Raw genomic sequence first — 18,433 nt, 5'->3', positions numbered from 1 at the left:
TCCTTTGTAGTTTGCGCCGGACCCGCTTGTTTTACAGGAGGAAAATCCTATCGCACATGGACGTTTTCACTAGAGCCATGCTACAATAAACAGGGTCTTTCCAATTTGGGTATATCTGCCTAACGACCATTAATGAGGCAGAGAACAGATAAACAGAGGTGACAACGTGGTATATTATTTCATTGCATTGATCGCTTTTTTGATTGACCAAGGCACTAAATATTTGATAGCTACTCGTCTGGAAATTGCGGAGCAGATTCCTGTTATCGGGAATTTCTTTCTGATCACCTCCAGCCGCAATACCGGGGCGGCCTTTAGCATCTTGGAGAATCAGCGATGGCTGCTGATCATTATTACCATTGTAGTGGTAGTAGGTATTGTATGGTATATGCAAAAGGTAAGACGCAATGGGCAGAAGCTAATGCCAGTTGCGCTGTCTTTGGTTTTGGGAGGCGCGGTAGGAAATTTTCTAGATCGTGCTTGGACCGGCGAAGTTGTCGATTTTCTGCAGTTTAACTTTGGCAGCTATACTTTTCCGATCTTTAATATTGCAGATACCTGCATCGTGATCGGGGTGGCACTAATTATCTTGGATACACTGCTTGAGGTGCAGCGTGAGAAGAAGCAAAGAAATACTCAGCAGGAGGAGAATGTATGAGCATAGAACAGTCCTCTGCAGCAAATGATGAGAACATTCAAGAATGGACCGTGGAGGCTCAGTTCGCAAAAGACCGACTGGATAAATACGTCCGGGAATGTTTGGATGAGCAAGTATCCCGCAGTCAGATCCAATTATGGATTGAGAATGGCCATATTAAGGTAAATGGCTTACAGGTCAAATCCAATTACAAGCTATCGGTTAACGATATTGTTGCTTTGGAAATTCCTGAAGTGAGCAGTGTGGAGATTATTCCGGAGGATATTCCTCTGGATGTATATTTTGAAGACCAAGATGTCATCGTTGTCAACAAGCCTAGGGGAATGGTGGTGCATCCTGCTCCTGGCCATGCTTCAGGAACGCTGGTTAACGCCTTGATGTTCCACTGCAAGGATTTGTCCGGAATCAACGGGGAGCTTAGACCGGGAATTGTTCACCGGATTGATAAGGACACTTCTGGCCTGCTTATGGCGGCTAAGAACGACATGGCACATGCTTCCTTGGCAGCTCAGCTGAAGGAGCATTCGGTCACCCGTAAATACTATGCCTTAGTACACGGCAATCTTGCACACGACCAAGGGACCGTAGATGCTCCTATAGGTCGTGATCCTCATGATCGTAAAATGTTCACTGTCACGGAGAAGAACAGCAAGGAAGCGGTGACACATTTTCAAGTGGTTGAGCGATTTGGAGACTATACCCTTCTTGAATTGAAGCTAGAGACAGGCCGGACTCATCAGATTCGGGTGCATATGAAGTTTATTGGACATCCGCTCGTAGGAGACCCGGTATATGGACGCAGCAAAGGCATCAAGATGAACGGACAGGCTCTTCATGCAGCGGTCCTTGGATTTATGCATCCAAGAACAGGGGCGTACGAAGAGTTCTCAGCTCCGCTTCCGCAGGATATGGAAGAGCTTCTGGCCATATTGCGGAGCCGTTAAATGAATAATTGTAATGTACTGCCAATTCTAAAATCGGCAGTATTTTTTTGCCCAAAAATGGTGGGTGAAAAATGAATTATGACATTCAAGGTGAAATTTAGTTGTGGATAATTATGCATTAATATCGTATAATTATTAAAAACAAACTTCCCAATACTCTGTAAAGCCTATTATTTTAATAGGCGGGGCTTTTAGGATATGCATAAACCATACAGCTCAGGAGCCTTTCCGGCGGTCATGCCTTGACATGCTATTTGGATTCTGTCATAATTCATGTAAATCAATAGCACCTTTAAATCAGTCCCGTGAGGCTGGCAAGGTAACGTGAATGAGGCTCTTTGAGGGTCCTCTACTGCATGCTGTGCAGTTATGCCCTCTTTGAAGTCTCAGATGACAGTCATGGTATGACTATGGCTAACAACTCCTTGCCTGGATGGGCAAGGAGTTTTTTTGTGGCCGCTCACGGATTCCAAGGTGCAAACATTCCTGAGGAGGCTTATGCATGAGCGTAGATAATCATGTCATTATGGATGAAACAGCAATTCGCCGCGCATTAACGAGAATTGCCCATGAAATCTTAGAGAAGAACAAAGGGATTGAAGGGTGTGTCCTTGTCGGTATTCGCACACGGGGGATTTACCTCGCCAAGCGGCTGGCAGAAAGACTTGAAGACATTGAAGGATTGAAGGTTGCTTGGGGAGAGCTTGATGTAACTTCTTACCGGGATGACCGGCTGGACGAAGCTCAAGAAAGTGCACATGGAGAAGCTTTGACCGGACTTGATGTTCACGGCAAGAAGGTGATTTTGTTCGACGATGTGCTGTATACCGGACGAACCATTCGCGCGGCTATGGACGCATTGATGGATTGCGGACGTCCTGAATCCATCCAGCTCGCTGTGCTGGCGGACAGGGGACACCGCGAGCTCCCGATTCGCCCCGATTATGTTGGGAAGAACGTGCCTACTTCGAAAGCGGAGGATGTGGAAGTGCTCCTCAAAGAACAGGACGGAATCGACCAAGTCATTATCAAGCAGCAGCGGGGTGAGAGCAAATGACTTTGACATCATCCGCACTGAAGGAACGCAGTTTGCTGGGACTCAAAAGCCTAAGCCGAACTGAAATTGAAGAGCTGCTGGTCAGAGCTGCGTACTGGGAGAGTCGAGATGAGAAAGTAGTCCCCGTGCTTAAGGACCGTTTTGTTGCCAACATGTTCTTTGAAAATAGCACCCGAACCCGCTTTTCCTTTGAGATGGCGGAGAAACGGCTCGGAGCAGAGGTACTGAACTTCTCAGCCGCAGCCTCAAGCGTAGAAAAGGGAGAATCCATCTACGATACGGTTCGCACACTGGAATCGATGGGGATTAACGCAGGGGTCATTCGCTTAAAGCCGATCGGACTGCTGCCGCAGCTTGCGGAAAAGGTAGGCGTACCGCTTGTGAATGCCGGTGATGGAAACAATGAGCATCCCACTCAGGCTTTGCTGGACCTTTTCACTATGAAGAAACAGTTCGGCGAATTGAAAGGCTTGCGAATCTCCATTATCGGGGATATCGCTCACAGCCGGGTAGCCCGTTCAAACTTATGGGCACTGCGCAAATTCGGTGCAGAAGTTAAATTCTGTGCGCCGAAGAATATGCAGGCTCCTGAGCTTGAGGCAGAAGCTCCATATGTATCTATGGAAGAAGCGATGCTGGCCGATGTGGTGATGATGCTGCGCGTTCAGCTGGAACGCCACACAACTGGAATGCTGAATTCTGCTGAGGAATATCGGTTGCAGTACGGGCTGACCGAGCAGCGCGCCGCTAAGCTTGCGAAGCATACCATTATCATGCATCCGGCCCCAGTTAATCGGAACGTTGAGATTGATGATGCGGTAGTAGAAAGCGCTCAGTCACGGATCTTTCCGCAGATGGCTAACGGAGTGCCTGTACGGATGGCGGTTATGGAACGAGCTATGAGGCTCTAGAGGCAACAGCAGTATCAAGCCCATGGGTGTCGAAGAAGAACTAAAAACTATGGATGAACAAACGATTCGGAGGTACTTATGCCATTTATCATAAAGAACGCCAATGTACTGAATGCAGAAGGAACACAGGAACGCAAACATCTCGTGCTGGAAGAAGGGAAGATTGCTCAAATACTGAACGCCGAAGAACCGCTCCCGGCAGGAGAAAGTTACGATGCGGCGGGCAAGTTGGTGACCGCAGGTCTGATCGATATGCACGTACACCTTCGGGAGCCAGGCTTTGAACATAAGGAGACCATTGCCACTGGCTCGGCTTCAGCTGCGCGGGGAGGATTCACGACAATCGCTTGCATGCCGAATACTAGACCGGTCACAGATAATCCTGATACCGTTCGGCTGGTACGAAGCAAGGCAGAAGAGGCAGGTCTCGTTCATGTGCTGCCCTACGCAGCTATTACCAAAAGTGAACTGGGACGTGAGCTGACCGACTTTGCCGCCCTCAAAGAAGCCGGAGCGATCGGCTTTACGGATGACGGAGTAGGCGTTCAGAATGCGCAGATGATGAAGGATGCGATGAAGCTGGCGAAGTCGCTCGGCATGCCGGTCATCGCTCACTGTGAAGACAACTCGCTTGTGGAAGGAGCTCCGGTTGCCGAAGGGAAATTCGCAGCTAAGCATGGACTCAAGGGAATTCCGAATGAATCCGAAGCCATTCATGTGGGCCGGGATATTCTTCTAGCCGAGGCTACAGGGGTTCACTACCATGTGTGTCATGTCAGCACCGAACAGTCGATTCGGCTGATCCGTCAGGCTAAAGAGATCGGCATCCATGTGACCGCAGAGGTTTGTCCGCACCACCTGGTTCTGTCGGAAGAGGATATTCCGGGTCTGGACGCCAACTGGAAGATGAATCCGCCGCTTCGTTCACGCCGCGATGTTGAAGCCTGTATCGAAGCTCTTGAGGACGGCACCATTGATATCATTGTGACAGATCATGCTCCGCACAGCGAAGAGGAGAAGGCGAAAGGCATGCAGCTGGCACCATTTGGAATTGTAGGATTCGAGACGGCGTTCCCTCTGCTGTACACCCGCTTTGTAGAGACCGGCCGCTGGCCGCTCGCCAAGCTGGTGCAGCGAATGACAGCCGACCCGGCAAGAGTGTTCGGCCTTGAGACTGGACGCCTCGAGCCAGGCGCTCCTGCAGATTTGGCGATTATTGACCTGGAATGCAAGAAGGCTGTTGATCCGGCGGAGTTCGCTTCGAAAGGACGGAATACTCCATTTGGAGGCTGGGAGCTCAAAGGCTGGCCGGTCGCTACGATTGTAGACGGCAAGATGATCTGGTCTGCGGAACATGCCCGCAGCTAGGCGATTGTTCATATATTAAGGAAAAACAAGATTATTCAGCGATAGCATACAACATATACAGGGAGTGAATAGGGGATGCAGGCAAGATTATTGTTGGAAGACGGTACACTGTTTACAGGGACCTCTTTCGGAGCAGATGTTGATAAAACCGGGGAGGTTGTGTTCAATACCGGGATCACCGGATACCAAGAGGTGCTGTCTGACCCATCATACTGCGGACAGATCGTCACCATGACGTACCCGCTTATCGGCAACTACGGGATTTCCCGGGATGACTTCGAGTCTGTTGCTCCGTCTATTCACGGATTTATTGTTCGGAGCTATGAGCCGGTGCCAAGCAACTGGCGCGCTCAGTACAGTGTCGGGGATTTGCTTAAGGAATATGGCATTCCCGGCATTAGTGGAATTGACACCCGCATGCTGACCCGGATTATTCGGCAGCATGGAACCATGAAAGGCATTTTAACGACAGGAAGCAAGTCTGTAGAAGAGCTTAAGGAAATGATCAACCAGACCAGTATGGAGGAGCTCCGCAATCAGGTTGCACGGACTTCAACTTCATCTATCTACAGTAACCCAGGCGCTAAGGAACGTATCGTGCTCGTCGATTTTGGCGCCAAAAGCGGAATCCTGCGCGAGCTGAATAAGCGGGATTGTGATGTGGTTGTAGTTCCTCATAACACAACGGCTGAAGAAATCCGCCGCCTGCATCCAGATGGAATCCAGCTGTCCAACGGACCTGGGGATCCTAAGGATGTGCCTTATGCTGTTGAAATGATCTCCGAGCTGCTGGGCGAGTATCCGATCTTCGGTATTTGCTTGGGGCATCAGCTGTTCGCTCTCGCTTGCGGCGCAGATACGGAGAAGCTGAAATTCGGACATCGCGGCGGGAACCATCCGGTGAAGGAGTTGGAATCGGGCCGCTGCTATATCACATCACAGAACCACGGGTACACCGTAACAGAATCTTCCGTAGCAGGCACCAAGTTAGAAGTAACACATATCAACAATAACGATAAGACGATAGAAGGATTGAAGCATACGGAATATCCAGCCTTCTCTGTCCAGTATCATCCTGAGGCTGCACCGGGCCCTTATGATAACAGCTATTTGTTTGATCGCTTCTTAGAAATGATCCGTGAACACAAGCGTCAGAATCCGCAAATGCCGCGCCAGGCTGAACTGGTTGCCGCCTCGAAGGGAGTAGTGCTGTAATGCCGAAGAATAATAACCTCAAGAAAATACTAGTGATCGGCTCCGGTCCGATTGTCATTGGTCAAGCGGCCGAATTCGATTATGCCGGCACACAGGCCTGCCAGGCACTGAAAGAAGAAGGCGTGGAAGTTATCCTGATTAACAGCAATCCGGCCACGATTATGACTGATACCAACATGGCTGACAAGGTATATATTGAGCCAATTACGCTTGAGTTCGTTACGCAGATCATCCGCCAGGAGCGCCCCGATGGCCTTCTGCCGACTCTTGGCGGCCAGACCGGCCTGAACATGGCGGTTGAACTGGCGAAGGCTGGTGTTCTGGAGCGCGAGAATGTCAAGCTCCTGGGAACCCAGCTGGCTTCGATTGAGAAAGCTGAGGACCGTGACCTGTTCCGCGAGCTGATGCGCGAGTTGGAACAGCCGGTGCCGGATAGCGACATCATTACCACCGTTGAAGAAGCGCTCAGCTTTGCAGCGAAGATCGGTTATCCGGTTATTGTGCGCCCGGCTTACACGCTCGGAGGTACTGGCGGTGGAATTTGCGCTACCGAAGAAGAGCTGCGTGAGATTGTGGCTTCAGGCATCCGTTATAGCCCTATTGGACAATGCTTGATTGAGAAGTCGATTGCCGGCATGAAGGAAGTCGAATACGAGGTTATGCGGGATGCGAATGACAACTGCATCGTAGTCTGCAACATGGAGAACTTTGACCCTGTCGGCGTCCATACCGGGGACAGTATCGTAGTAGCTCCAAGCCAAACCTTGTCGGATCGGGAATATCAGATGCTTCGCTCGGCTTCCTTGAAGATTATTCGCGCTTTGAACATCGAAGGGGGCTGTAACGTACAGTTTGCCCTAGATCCGCAGAGCTTCCAATATTATGTGATCGAAGTAAACCCTCGGGTCAGCCGCTCCTCGGCACTCGCTTCCAAAGCGACAGGGTATCCTATCGCCAAAATGGCGGCCAAAATCGCACTTGGTTACACACTGGATGAAATTGTGAACCCGGTCACGGGCCAGACCTATGCCTGCTTTGAGCCAACATTGGATTATATAGTAAGCAAAATTCCGCGTTGGCCATTTGATAAATTCATTCATGCAAACCGTAAGCTGGGGACGCAGATGAAGGCTACCGGTGAGGTGATGGCCATCGGTCGGACCTTTGAAGAGTCCATTCACAAGGCTGTCCGCTCTCTGGAAATCGGCACACATCGTCTGCATCTGAAGGGTGCAGACCAGCTTGATCAAGAGACGCTGAACAAGCGCTTGATTCAGCCGGATGACGAGCGGATCTTCCTGGTAGCTGAAGCGTTCCGCCGCGGCTACACTTTGCAGAATATCCACGACCTTACCCAAATTGACTGGTGGTTCCTGGATAAGATAGAACGAATCATTGCCTTTGAAGCTAAAATTGCGGCAGAGGAAGTGCTGAGCAATGAGATGCTGTATGAAGCGAAACGAATGGGCTTTACAGACCGCTCAATCGCGGAACTCCGTGCCGGAGCAGGCCGCAGCCAGCAGGCAGCGGAAGAGAGTGTAAGAGCACAGCGTTTGGAAATTGGCCTTCGTCCGGTATATAAAATGGTGGATACTTGTGCGGCAGAGTTCGAGGCTACAACACCTTATTACTACTCCACTTATGAGACCGAAAATGAGGTCACTATATCGTCGAAGGAGAAGGTCGTCGTGCTTGGCTCCGGTCCGATTCGGATTGGACAGGGGATTGAGTTTGATTACTCTACCGTGCATGCTGTCTGGGCGATTCAAAATGCAGGGTATGAAGCGGTTATTATCAACAATAACCCGGAGACGGTCTCCACGGATTTCAATACATCGGATCGCCTGTACTTTGAGCCATTGTTCTTCGAGGATGTCATGAATGTCATTGAGCAGGAGAAGCCAATTGGGGTCATTGTACAGTTCGGTGGACAGACTGCGATCAATCTTGCTGCCCCGCTGCGAGCAGCAGGGGTGAACATTATAGGAACCTCCCTGGAGAGCATTGATGAAGCCGAGGACCGCAAGAAATTCGAAGCCTTGCTGTCCCGCTTGCAAATTGCACAGCCGCTGGGCAGTACGGTCACCTCCGTTGAAGAGGCTGTGGGCACGGCCCAATCCATTGGTTACCCAGTCCTCGTTCGCCCATCCTATGTACTGGGCGGCCGCGCAATGGAGATTGTATATTCGGATGAAGAACTGCTCCGCTATATGAAAGAAGCGGTTCAGATTAACCCTCAGCACCCGGTTCTGATTGACCGCTACATGTTAGGCAAGGAAGTTGAAGTGGATGCCATCTGTGATGGCGAGACGGTGCTGATTCCAGGGATCATGGAGCATGTTGAGCGCGCAGGCGTGCACTCCGGCGATTCGATTGCGGTATATCCGCCGCAGCATTTAGAGTCCGAGCTGAAGCAGAAAATTGTGGACATCACGATCCGTATCGCTAAGGAGCTTAAGACGATAGGCCTGGTTAACATCCAGTTTGTCATCTATAAGAACGAAGTCTATGTGATCGAAGTAAACCCTCGTTCTTCCCGGACCGTTCCGTTCTTAAGCAAAGTGACCAACATTCCAATGGCGAATTTGGCAACACAGGCCATTCTTGGCACCAAGCTGAAGGATTTGGGCTACGAAGACGGCTTATGGCCAGAGAGTGAGTATGTGTCGGTGAAGGTGCCGGTGTTCTCGTTTGCGAAGCTTCGCCGTGTAGAGCCTACTCTCGGTCCAGAAATGAAGTCGACCGGCGAGGTCATGGGCCGCGATGCCCAATACGCCAAAGCACTGTATAAAGGCTTGATAGGCGCTGGTATGAAGATCCCTGCCACTGGAGCGATCATCGCCACGGTTGCCGATAAGGATAAAGAGGAAGCTGTAGAGCTGCTTCGCGGCTTCTATAACCTGGGCTACAAGATCATTGCCACTGGAGGAACTGCCACCAGCTTAGAAGAGGCTGGCCTGCATGTGACCAATGTGAACAAGCTGAGCGAAGGCGTGCCGAATATTCTGGATCTGATCCGTGAGGGCCAGGCCCACTTTGTCATCAATACCCTCACCAAGGGCAAAGAGCCGGCGCGTGACGGGTTCCGCATCCGCCGCGAAGCGGTAGAGAACGGAGTTGTCTGCATGACTTCCCTGGATACGGTTGCCGCACTGCTTGAAATGTTGCAGGCGATTAACTTCTCGTCTCAAGCGATGCCTGCTCTATCTGCCAGCCGTTAATCGGACCACCGCTTAAATAGCAGAATTTATAAAGCATATTGGAAGGGGCAGTGCAGATGAGTTTGGCAGTAGAGACCGCTAACCGGCTGATGGTAGCGCTGGATGTGCCAAATCCCGAGGAGGCGCGCGTATTGGTGCGCCTTCTCGAAGGGATTCCCTGCTATATGAAAGTAGGAATGCAGCTGTTCTATGCGGCTGGGCCTGATTTTGTAAGAGAGCTCAAGGCTATGGGATACTCCGTTTTTCTTGATGTGAAGATGCACGATATCCCCAATACGGTTAAAGGCGGAGCGAACAGTGTCACCAAGCTTGGTGTGGACATGTTCAATGTCCATGCCGCAGGCGGGGTCAAGATGATGCAGGCTGCAAGAGAAGGAGCTCTGGCTGCTGTGGCTGAGGAACCTTCGCTTCACCTGCCTCAGATCATTGCCGTCACCCAATTGACAAGTACGGATCAGAGTACGCTGAATAGAGAGATTGGAATTCCCGGTAGTGTGGAGGATGCAGTAGTACATTATGCTCAGATGACCAAGGAAGCAGGGCTTACAGGCGTGGTGGCTTCACCGCTTGAGGTTTCGGCGATCAAGTCGGCTTGCGGGATCGAATTTAAGACCGTAACCCCAGGCATCCGGCCTGCCGGCAGTTCCCTTGCGGATCAATCGAGAGTTCTTACACCTTCCCAGGCTATGGAGCAAGGGACGGACTATATGGTGGTGGGAAGACCGATTACAGCTGCTAAAAATCCGCGGGAAGCCCTAGTTGAAATTTTGGAGGAGATGAAACAAGGTGTTTAATGCAAATGAGACAGCCAAGCAAGTTGCAGGATCACTGCTCGAGATTGAAGCTGTAGCGCTTCGTCCTCATGATCCGTTTACCTGGACTTCGGGAATTCGTTCTCCGATTTATTGTGATAACCGGCTAACAATGTCCTATCCGCAAATTCGTGATTTCATTGCAGAATCCTTTGCTGCCTTAATTCGGGAGCAGTACCCTGAAGCTGAAGTAATTGCCGGGACGGCAACGGCGGGGATTCCGCACGCAGCTTTTGTATCGCAAAAGCTAGGTCTTCCTATGGTCTACATTAGAGATAAGGCTAAAGGACATGGCAAGGAGAATCAAATCGAAGGGTTGATTCGCCCCGGACAGCAGGTTGTCGTGATCGAGGATTTGATCTCGACAGGCGGCAGCTCACTGAAAGCTGCTCTCGCTGTAAAAGCTGCAGGTGCAGAGCCAGCAGCGGTACTTGCGATCTTCAGCTACCAGCTGGATAAGGCGGTGTCCGCCTTTGAAGAAGCGGGAATTCCATTGCAGACGCTATCCAACTATACGTCGCTTATTGAAGTGGCGGTAGAGCAGGGGAAGATTAAAACAGAGGATTTGGAGTTGCTGCAATCTTGGCGTAAGGACCCATCCTCGTTCGCTAAATCATAAATTGATAGATTCTTCTAAAAACCGGACTTAAAAGTCCGGTTTTTTGCTGTCTATGAACCTTAGGATTATTGCAAAAAATGCAATATAGAGAATAGATGGAAAAAGCTTTGTAACTTTTTGCCAAACTAATTCGTTTATAATGCTAGCGACGACATTCTAGAATTACATAAACAAATAGGTAGGGAGAGCGTTCATTCATGATTCGATGGCTTCGTAAACGTTCTGCAGAAGCGGGAACGACCGAAGGACAAATCGTACCGGAGTCTTCCCGGGAAGGTGAAGATTCCGGTATTAGCATGCCGCAGGGGAACGTCGGTGAAGATGAGGGAAACTCGGAAGCAATGACTGGAACCACGGAGAAGACTGCGGTGCTTGAAGAAGAGCAGCAGCTCATAATTGAGCCGGATGCAGTGCAGATTCCCCAGCAATCTGATTGTGGAGAGGATCAGGCAGAATCGCTTAATACGGGCTCCCAAGAAGCGGCGGTTGCCGCTATGGAGGAGAAGGCAGCCTTACCCGAGGCTGACCACGAGCCGATTCTATCTGTACGCGAAGTACACCGTTCTTTTCCGGTGGGGAGTACCACCTTGCATGTGCTCAAGGGAATTAATATGGAAGTAAGACCAGGACAGCTTGTGATGCTGAAAGGCCGGTCAGGCTCGGGGAAGACGACCCTGCTTAACATGCTTGGCGGTCTTGACCAGCCGTCTCAAGGTGAAATCTGGTTCCGTGGGCAGCCTGTGCACGAGCTTAGTGATGCCAAACGCACCATGCTCAGACGCAAGCAGATCGGATTTATTTTCCAGGCCTACGCGTTGCTGCCTTTGCTCTCTGCAAGGGAGAATGTGGAGTTGTCTTTACGAATGGCTTCTATTCCAGCATCTCAGTGGAAGGACCGCGTTACACATTGCCTTGAGCTGGTGGGTCTGGGGAAGCGCCAACACCATCGGCCGAGCGAAATGTCAGGCGGTGAACAGCAGCGTGTAGCTATTGCCAAGGCGATAGCTCATCGGCCTCATTTGCTGCTCGCGGACGAGCCGACGGCAAATTTGGATTCCCAGATGGGGGCACAGGTGATGGCCGTATTTCGAAATATTATTGAGGTCGAGCAAGTTACGATTTGTATGACCACACACGATCCTACAATCTTGGAGGTAGCGGACCATGTTTACGAAATGGTTGACGGAAGATTTATTTAAGAAAGGAGGTCATGCTCTGCGTAGATTCGGCTTTATTTCTCTTGCAGCAGTCGTGCTTCTGTCATCCGGCTGCGGTCTGCTGCCGAAGGAGGAGGAAGAGGAGGCTCTCCCGGAAATTAAGGCTCCGACCATTTCCAAGAAGCCTGAATATGACGTGACAACCGGTTCGATCGAGAACTCAGTGAATGCAACTGGTAAGATGATGAGCCAGCGCGAGGAACCGATATTTTTTACCGAGGATGGTCTACATATCAAGGATATTAAGGTAAAAGCCGGGGATAAGGTAGCCAAGGGAGATACAATTGCCGTTCTAGACGTTGAGGACCTTCAGAAGGATCTTAGGAAGAAGCGGCTGGAGTTCCGTAAGCAGGAAGTGACCATGAAAGAAAACCTGCGTAAGAAAGACGAGATGGAGCCTGTAGAGTTTGAAGAAGCATCCATTGTCTTTGAGGAAGCGCGTCAGGAAATTGCGGATCTGGAGGCTAAGATCTCTAAGGGTGTGCTCACCGCTCCGTTCGGCGGCACGATTCTGTCTGTAAATGTGGAGAAGGGAGCAACGGTGAAGGCGTATGATCCCATTGCCACAATTGCAGATACGTCCAATTTAGTGGTGGCCGCTTCATTCTCTAAGGAGGATCTAGAGAAGCTGTCCGTAGGAATGAAGGCAAAAGTCGACATTAACGGTGTCGGGACCGTAAACGGTAAGATCAAGGTAATGCCTTTGAAAACAGATGAAAGCACCACGCCAAGCGGAGCAACTGGAGGAACAGGAACAGGAGCAGGAGCAGGGGGAAGCGGAAACGGTTCAGCCCCGCCGAAGGACAGTCTTGATAAGTACCTGATCGTACAGCTGGACAAAATGCCTAAAGGTCTGAATCGCGGAACGCCGCTCAGTGTGACGGTCGTGATTCAGCGTAAAGATAATGTAATCTTAATTCCGATTTCAGCACTTCGCTCGGTAGGCTCCCGCAATTACGTACAGGTCGTTGAGAGTGATGGCTCCAAGAAGGAAGTTGACGTAGAAGTAGGCCAGCAGACTCCTACGCAAATCGAGATCATTAAAGGACTGACACCCGGACAGAAAGTAGTGGGTCAATAATGGGAATGCCGCTATTACGCTTTCTGTTCCGTAAAATGTGGAATACCCGGTGGATGACCCTGAGCACACTGCTTGGACTTGTCGTCGCGGTTTCATTTACAGTGAGTATTCCCATGTATTCGGACGGGGCTCTGAAACGAGTAGTCGCCAAGTCCCTGGAAGAGCGCAGTACCGGAATGCCGGCAGGTTCACTGCTGATGAACTACCAGACGCCTGGCGGATCGAAGACGGACGGTGCAGGGCTTGCTGCAGTCGATGAGTACATCAGGACGGATGTACCGAAAGAGATTGGATTTCCTCATAGTATCTATGTAAATACAAGATCGATCCGCAGCACGGATGTCTCACCGGAAGATCCGACAAAGGTAGATGCCAGCCGTTCGCGTACGATGATGATTTCCACTATGTCCGGGTTAAAGGATCATATTGAGCTGACCAATGGCCGAATGTATGGAGATAAGAGCAATGATGGTGTCATTGAAGCGCTGATGCTTGAGGAAGGGATGTACCAAAATGACCTTCATGTAGGAGATATCCTGGAATATCCGGTCTACAGCGGTCTGGACATCACGCTCCGCGTGAAGATTGTCGGCTCCTTCAAGGCCTCGAACGAAGCGGATGCTTATTGGTATCAAGGCTTCGACGGCATGGTGAATAATTTCTATGTCAGTGAGAAGGTCTTGAATGATGAGCTGGTCAAGGAGAAGTCGATCCCGCTCAATGTATCGCAATGGTACTATGTATTCGATTTAAGAAATATACAGACCAGTCAAATCACCCCGCTATCCGGGACACTGGAGCGGCTTGATATTGAGCTTTATCAGAAATTAAAGGATACCAAGGTGGATATTTCTTTTGGCGATCTGTTAAAAGAGTTCCGCAAGCAGAGTCTGCAGCTTCAGACGATGCTCTTTACTCTCGCGGCTCCTATGATCGCGATGGTATTCTACTTTATCGTCATGAATGCGCGCCAAGCCTTGGAGAAGCAACGAAGTGATATTGCAGTGCTGCGCAGCCGTGGAGCTTCAACCCGGCAGATTATCATGATCTATCTGCTGGAGAGCTTTGTTCTCGGTATAGTTTCCATGGTGCTTGGGCCGATGCTAGGCTGGTTCATGGCCAAGGGCATCGGGGCTGCCGATGGATTCCTTGCCTTCGTAGACCGCAAGTCGATTCCGGTAGGCTTTAATGTGGATGCTTTAGCACTAGGCGGCGGAGCGGTTCTTATAGCAATCCTGTCTACTTTGCTTCCGGCAATCTCCTATGCGAGGTCTTCCATTGTAAGTGCCAAGCGCAAGCAGGCTCGCACAGATCGTAAGCCGGGCTGGCAGCGCTGGTTCATTGACATCGTCTTGCTAGGTATTGCAGGGTATGGGTTCTATCTGTTCAATGAGCGTCAAATGTTGACGTTTCAGACGGGAATGACCACGGATGAGCTGCAAGTTCAGCCGTTCCTGTTCTTTGTTCCGGCGATAGCAATTTTCGCGGCGGGTTTGTTCTTCCTGCGGATATTCCCATGGATACTACGGTTAATCGGCTGGATCGGCAAACGCTGGCTGCCGGTGCCCTACTATTTAAGCTTAACCCAATTGTCACGCTCTGCATCATCTTACTATCCATTAATGATTTTGCTGGTGCTTACGCTAGGATTGGGAGTGTATAACGCGTCCGCAGCACGTACGATTGATTTGAACTCAACAGAGCGTACGCTGTACAAGTATGGCACAGATGTGAAGCTGCAGACGGTATGGATTGGAACGCCTGATATGTCGAGTGCCGCCAAGCCAAACGGTGGCAATCAGAATGGCGGATCAGGCGGCTCACAAGGTGCAGGGGGTGGAGGAGCCGGCACACCAGGAGGCGGTTCACAGGGCGGACAGCAGCCCAAACCGACCAAGATGGTCTATACCGAGCCGCCATTTGAGGTATTCCGTAAATTGGATGGCGTTGAGCATGCGGCTCGCGTTCTTCAGACCAAAGGAAACATCATTATCTCAGGTAAATCGGCCGGGCAAGGGATGATCATGGGGATCGATAACGTTGATTTCTCCAAGGTGGCATGGTTCCGCAATGATCTGTTCCCCGTACACCCATTTAAATATTTGAATTTGTTGGGTATGAACGAGGCTGCAGCGCTAGTGCCTTCTAATCTTGCTGAGAAATACAAGCTGAAGCCAGGAGATACCTTTAACGTTTCTCTGCAGGATCAGATGGTTGAATTTGCGGTTTATGGCATTATTCCATATTGGCCGACCCAATATCCCGATGAGCAGCCATTTGTCATCGCGAACTTGGATTACATCTATGACCAGGCTCCGATCGTCCCTTATGAAGTATGGCTGAAGATGAAGCCAGGAGCTAAAGTTGCTCCGCTGATGAAGGCGGTAGCCGATCAGGGAATCGAATTATCGTCTGTTCAGGATGTCCGCAGCGAGCTAGCTGTTCAGAGCAAGCTTCCGACGCGCGGAGGGGTGTTCGGAATCTTGAGCCTTGGCTTCCTGCTGTCTGTCGTTATTTCCTTGATTGGGTATGTCCTGTATTGGTTCTTCAATTTATCAGGACGCGTTGTCCAGTTCGGGATTCTGCGGGCAATGGGACTATCCAGACGCCAGCTCACATTTATGCTGCTTGCCGAGCAGGTGCTGACTGCCGGATTGTCTATTTTACTAGGGATTGGCATTGGGAAGCTGGTAGGCAAGCTCTATCTGCCGTTCTTACAGACAGCTGACAATGTGACCACCCAAGTGCCTCCATTCCGAATCATCTTTGATTCTCAGGATACAATGCAGCTTTACATTGTAGTCGGCGTTATGCTGCTGATGGGTGCGGGACTTATGTTCTGGCAAATCCGCCGTCTCCGGGTTCATCAAGCAGTTAAGATGGGAGAGGAGAGATAGAAGATGATTCAGTGTGAAGGACTGGTCAAAATTTTTAAAGCCCAGGATATCGAAGTCGTAGCTCTGCAGGGGCTGAACCTGAATGTTGAACAAGGCGAGATGATGGCCATTATCGGCAACAGCGGAAGCGGTAAATCAACCCTGCTGAATATATTAGGCGGTCTTGACCGCCCTTCTGCTGGGCAGGTCAATGTAGGCGGATGGGATCTGCTTAAGATCAAGGATGAGCAGCTTGTAGAATACAAGCGCAAGACTGTAGGCTTCGTGTGGCAGAACAATGCTCGCAACCTCCTGCCCTACCTGACGGCACTGGAAAATGTTGAGATGCCTATGATGCTAGGCGGCAAGGTGGATCGGGCTTATGCCAAGCAGTTGCTGGAATGGGTCGGCCTTAAGGACCGAATGAACAACAAGCTTCAGCAGCTGTCCGGCGGTGAGCAGCAACGTGTAGCTATAGCTATCGGGTTGTCCAATCGCCCGAAGCTGCTGCTGGCCGACGAACCGACCGGTTCGGTCGATACGCAAACCTCTGATCAGATTATGGGTATCTTCCGAAGGGTTAACAAAGAGATTGGTATTACGATTGTAATCGTTACTCACGATCTGACGCTGGCCAGTAAAGTGGACCGGGTTGTCGCGATTCGTGACGGTCTCACCAGCACAGAGTTCCTGAAGCGCAACCCAAATCTGGATGCGGCCGGGGAAGCAATTCGTCAAGGAGGAGGGCTTCAGGATGTTCATGAAGCCTATGTAGTGGTCGACCGGGTCGGCCGTCTACAGGTGCCCAAAGAGTACCTGGAAGCAGCACGAATCGGCGGCAGAGCCACCATGGAATTTGATGGTGAGAAAATTGTGATTACCGCACCAAAGTCATTAGAGGAGGAGAAAAATTGAAATTCAACAAGCTCAGGAAAGTCATGGCTGCCGGTCTGGCAGCAACCTTCTTACTGTCATTGCTTGCTGGTTGCAGCGGGGAGAAATCCTCAGACAGCAAGGAAGAGAAGGTGCTGAGAATTGGCATACCGTACGGCGGAGACAGAAGAAACGAAGAATATTTGCGTCAGCAATACACCAACGTTTATGAATACTCTCATCCTAATGTGAAGATAGAGTTCGTATCTGCGATCGATGAGAGCGGCTTACGCTATATGGATGACCCTCAGCAATATGAACTGCCGGACACGGCGGAGAGCATGAAGAAGATTATGACCGGTAGCAATCCGGTTGATGTGGTGATTCTGGATACTTCTTCACTCAGAAATTTGATCCAGGAGAACATGGTGAAGCAGCTGGATCCGCTGATTCAAGAAGATAAGCTGGATACGTCCGATTTTGTACCTGCGGTCATGGACGGCTTGAAGGAGATCGGAGATAACAAGCTTTACGCTTTGGCACCTACCTTCATCTCATCGGCCTTGTACTATAACAAAAAGGCATTCCAAGATGCCGGTGTTGAACCGCCTAAGGATGGAATGACTTGGGATGAGGTGTTCAATGCGGCTGCCCGTGTGGCCAAGGGCGAAGGCAAAAACCGCATGTATGGGTTCTCTTTTAATCGTTTTATGGGCTACGATGATTACTATAATTTGATGACTTATGCCGACCCGCTTCAACTTCGTTATTTTGATGACAAGGCAGAGAAAATGACGGTGAATACCCCGCAGTGGGAAAAGGTGTGGAGCACGATCAGCAAATATAGCCGGGAAAAGGTGCTCATCGACAAGAAAATAATGGAGGAACCGGAGGGTAATGATTATACCTATTATAATGAAGTTCGCCATGATCCGTTCCTTTCCAGTCGTGTAGCTATGATCCTTGCCGATAGCAGCTATGTGAATACGCTGAATGATGCAAATGAAAATGCCAGTAAAACGATGAAGACATTTAAACCAATAGATTGGGGCGTAGTCACCGCACCTGTGCACCCGGAGAAGCCGGGCGTGGGCGGAAGTATGTCTATTAGTGATGCTTTTGCTATTAACGCGAGTGCCCCTAATCCTGACACGGCATGGGATTTCGTGAAGTTTCAAGCGAGTGAGGAATGGGCGAAGCTTAAATCTCGTAACTCTTATGAATTAGTGAGCCGAAAATCCTACATTAAGCCGGTTGGAGGCAAGGATTACAATATTGCAGCATTCTATTCCTTAAAACCGACCCCTCCAATGAGTTCTAAGGAAGCAAAAATGTATCGTGAAAAGAAAGGTCTATACAGCATTAAAGAAATAGGTTCGACCTTCTTCCAGCAGGTGCTTGAGAATAAGAAGACGCCTGCCGAGGCTCTGAAGGCATATGAGCAAAAAGGCAATGAGATGCTTCTGGCCATAAAGAACAATCCAAAAACCAAGTTCCAGCCTGACGGTACACCATACGTTCCTCAAGCAAATGGGAAGTAGATAGGATGGTTGTAGTTACTGTATTAAAAGGGGAGAATCA

At 50.1% G+C, this 18,433-nt stretch carries 14 protein-coding genes; all 14 read left to right on the top strand.

The genetic code is table 11. The features are described 5' to 3' along the window. Positions 1 to 166 precede the first annotated feature (166 nt). The 14 genes from lspA to DCC85_RS14635 all read left to right on the top strand — a co-directional run bounded on the left by lspA (position 167) and on the right by DCC85_RS14635 (position 18,393). The gene (lspA, locus tag DCC85_RS14700; RefSeq protein ID WP_108466273.1) at positions 167 to 658 is read left to right on the top strand and encodes a signal peptidase II; all 492 of its coding nucleotides are present in this window, start codon (positions 167 to 169) and stop codon (positions 656 to 658) included. Further along, positions 655 to 1,602 carry an RluA family pseudouridine synthase gene (locus DCC85_RS14695; RefSeq protein WP_108466272.1) on the top strand — a complete coding sequence of 316 codons (948 nt, stop codon included), beginning with the start codon at positions 655 to 657 and terminating at the stop codon, positions 1,600 to 1,602. Before lspA ends, DCC85_RS14695 begins: the two co-directional genes overlap by 4 nt. Before the next feature lie 502 nt (positions 1,603 to 2,104). Continuing rightward, the gene (gene pyrR / locus DCC85_RS14690) at positions 2,105 to 2,659 is read left to right on the top strand and encodes a bifunctional pyr operon transcriptional regulator/uracil phosphoribosyltransferase PyrR (protein ID WP_108466271.1); all 555 of its coding nucleotides are present in this window, start codon (positions 2,105 to 2,107) and stop codon (positions 2,657 to 2,659) included. Beyond that, positions 2,656 to 3,570: an aspartate carbamoyltransferase catalytic subunit gene (locus DCC85_RS14685; RefSeq protein ID WP_108466270.1), complete on the top strand. Its 915-nt coding sequence runs from the start codon at positions 2,656 to 2,658 to the stop codon at positions 3,568 to 3,570. The genes pyrR and DCC85_RS14685 overlap by 4 nt, the downstream gene beginning before the upstream one ends. 78 nt (positions 3,571 to 3,648) lie before the next feature. Then, positions 3,649 to 4,938 carry a dihydroorotase gene (locus tag DCC85_RS14680; protein ID WP_108466269.1) on the top strand — a complete coding sequence of 430 codons (1,290 nt, stop codon included), beginning with the start codon at positions 3,649 to 3,651 and terminating at the stop codon, positions 4,936 to 4,938. Positions 4,939 to 5,013: 75 nt separating this feature from the next. Next, positions 5,014 to 6,153, top strand: coding sequence for a carbamoyl phosphate synthase small subunit (locus tag DCC85_RS14675; protein ID WP_108466268.1), 1,140 nt, complete (start codon positions 5,014 to 5,016; stop codon positions 6,151 to 6,153). Further along, positions 6,153 to 9,374 carry a carbamoyl-phosphate synthase large subunit gene (gene carB, locus DCC85_RS14670; protein WP_108466267.1) on the top strand — a complete coding sequence of 1,074 codons (3,222 nt, stop codon included), beginning with the start codon at positions 6,153 to 6,155 and terminating at the stop codon, positions 9,372 to 9,374. The genes DCC85_RS14675 and carB overlap by 1 nt, the downstream gene beginning before the upstream one ends. A gap of 56 nt (positions 9,375 to 9,430) precedes the next feature. Continuing rightward, on the top strand, positions 9,431 to 10,168 hold the full coding sequence (pyrF, locus tag DCC85_RS14665; RefSeq protein ID WP_108466266.1) for an orotidine-5'-phosphate decarboxylase: 738 nt from the start codon (positions 9,431 to 9,433) through the stop codon (positions 10,166 to 10,168). Next, positions 10,161 to 10,805 (top strand): orotate phosphoribosyltransferase, encoded by a 645-nt coding sequence (gene pyrE / locus DCC85_RS14660; RefSeq protein WP_108466265.1) that lies wholly within the window; start codon positions 10,161 to 10,163, stop codon positions 10,803 to 10,805. Before pyrF ends, pyrE begins: the two co-directional genes overlap by 8 nt. Positions 10,806 to 11,002: 197 nt before the next feature. Further along, complete coding sequence (locus DCC85_RS14655; RefSeq protein WP_234414189.1) at positions 11,003 to 12,004, top strand: ABC transporter ATP-binding protein; 1,002 nt, start codon at positions 11,003 to 11,005, stop codon at positions 12,002 to 12,004. Continuing rightward, positions 11,970 to 13,103: an efflux RND transporter periplasmic adaptor subunit gene (locus DCC85_RS14650; protein WP_108466264.1), complete on the top strand. Its 1,134-nt coding sequence runs from the start codon at positions 11,970 to 11,972 to the stop codon at positions 13,101 to 13,103. Before DCC85_RS14655 ends, DCC85_RS14650 begins: the two co-directional genes overlap by 35 nt. Beyond that, positions 13,103 to 16,000 carry an ABC transporter permease gene (locus DCC85_RS14645; RefSeq protein WP_108466263.1) on the top strand — a complete coding sequence of 966 codons (2,898 nt, stop codon included), beginning with the start codon at positions 13,103 to 13,105 and terminating at the stop codon, positions 15,998 to 16,000. The genes DCC85_RS14650 and DCC85_RS14645 overlap by 1 nt, the downstream gene beginning before the upstream one ends. A gap of 3 nt (positions 16,001 to 16,003) precedes the next feature. Then, positions 16,004 to 16,894, top strand: coding sequence for an ABC transporter ATP-binding protein (locus DCC85_RS14640; protein ID WP_108466262.1), 891 nt, complete (start codon positions 16,004 to 16,006; stop codon positions 16,892 to 16,894). Then, the gene (locus DCC85_RS14635) at positions 16,891 to 18,393 is read left to right on the top strand and encodes an ABC transporter substrate-binding protein (RefSeq protein ID WP_325048383.1); all 1,503 of its coding nucleotides are present in this window, start codon (positions 16,891 to 16,893) and stop codon (positions 18,391 to 18,393) included. The genes DCC85_RS14640 and DCC85_RS14635 overlap by 4 nt, the downstream gene beginning before the upstream one ends. Positions 18,394 to 18,433 lie beyond the last annotated feature (40 nt).

Origin of the sequence: Paenibacillus sp. CAA11, assembly GCF_003060825.1 — a bacterium.
In the GTDB taxonomy this organism is placed as follows: Bacteria; Bacillota; Bacilli; order Paenibacillales; family Paenibacillaceae; genus Fontibacillus.
Note: the sequence above shows the minus strand (reverse complement) of the source record. Positions and strands in the feature narration are given on the sequence as shown.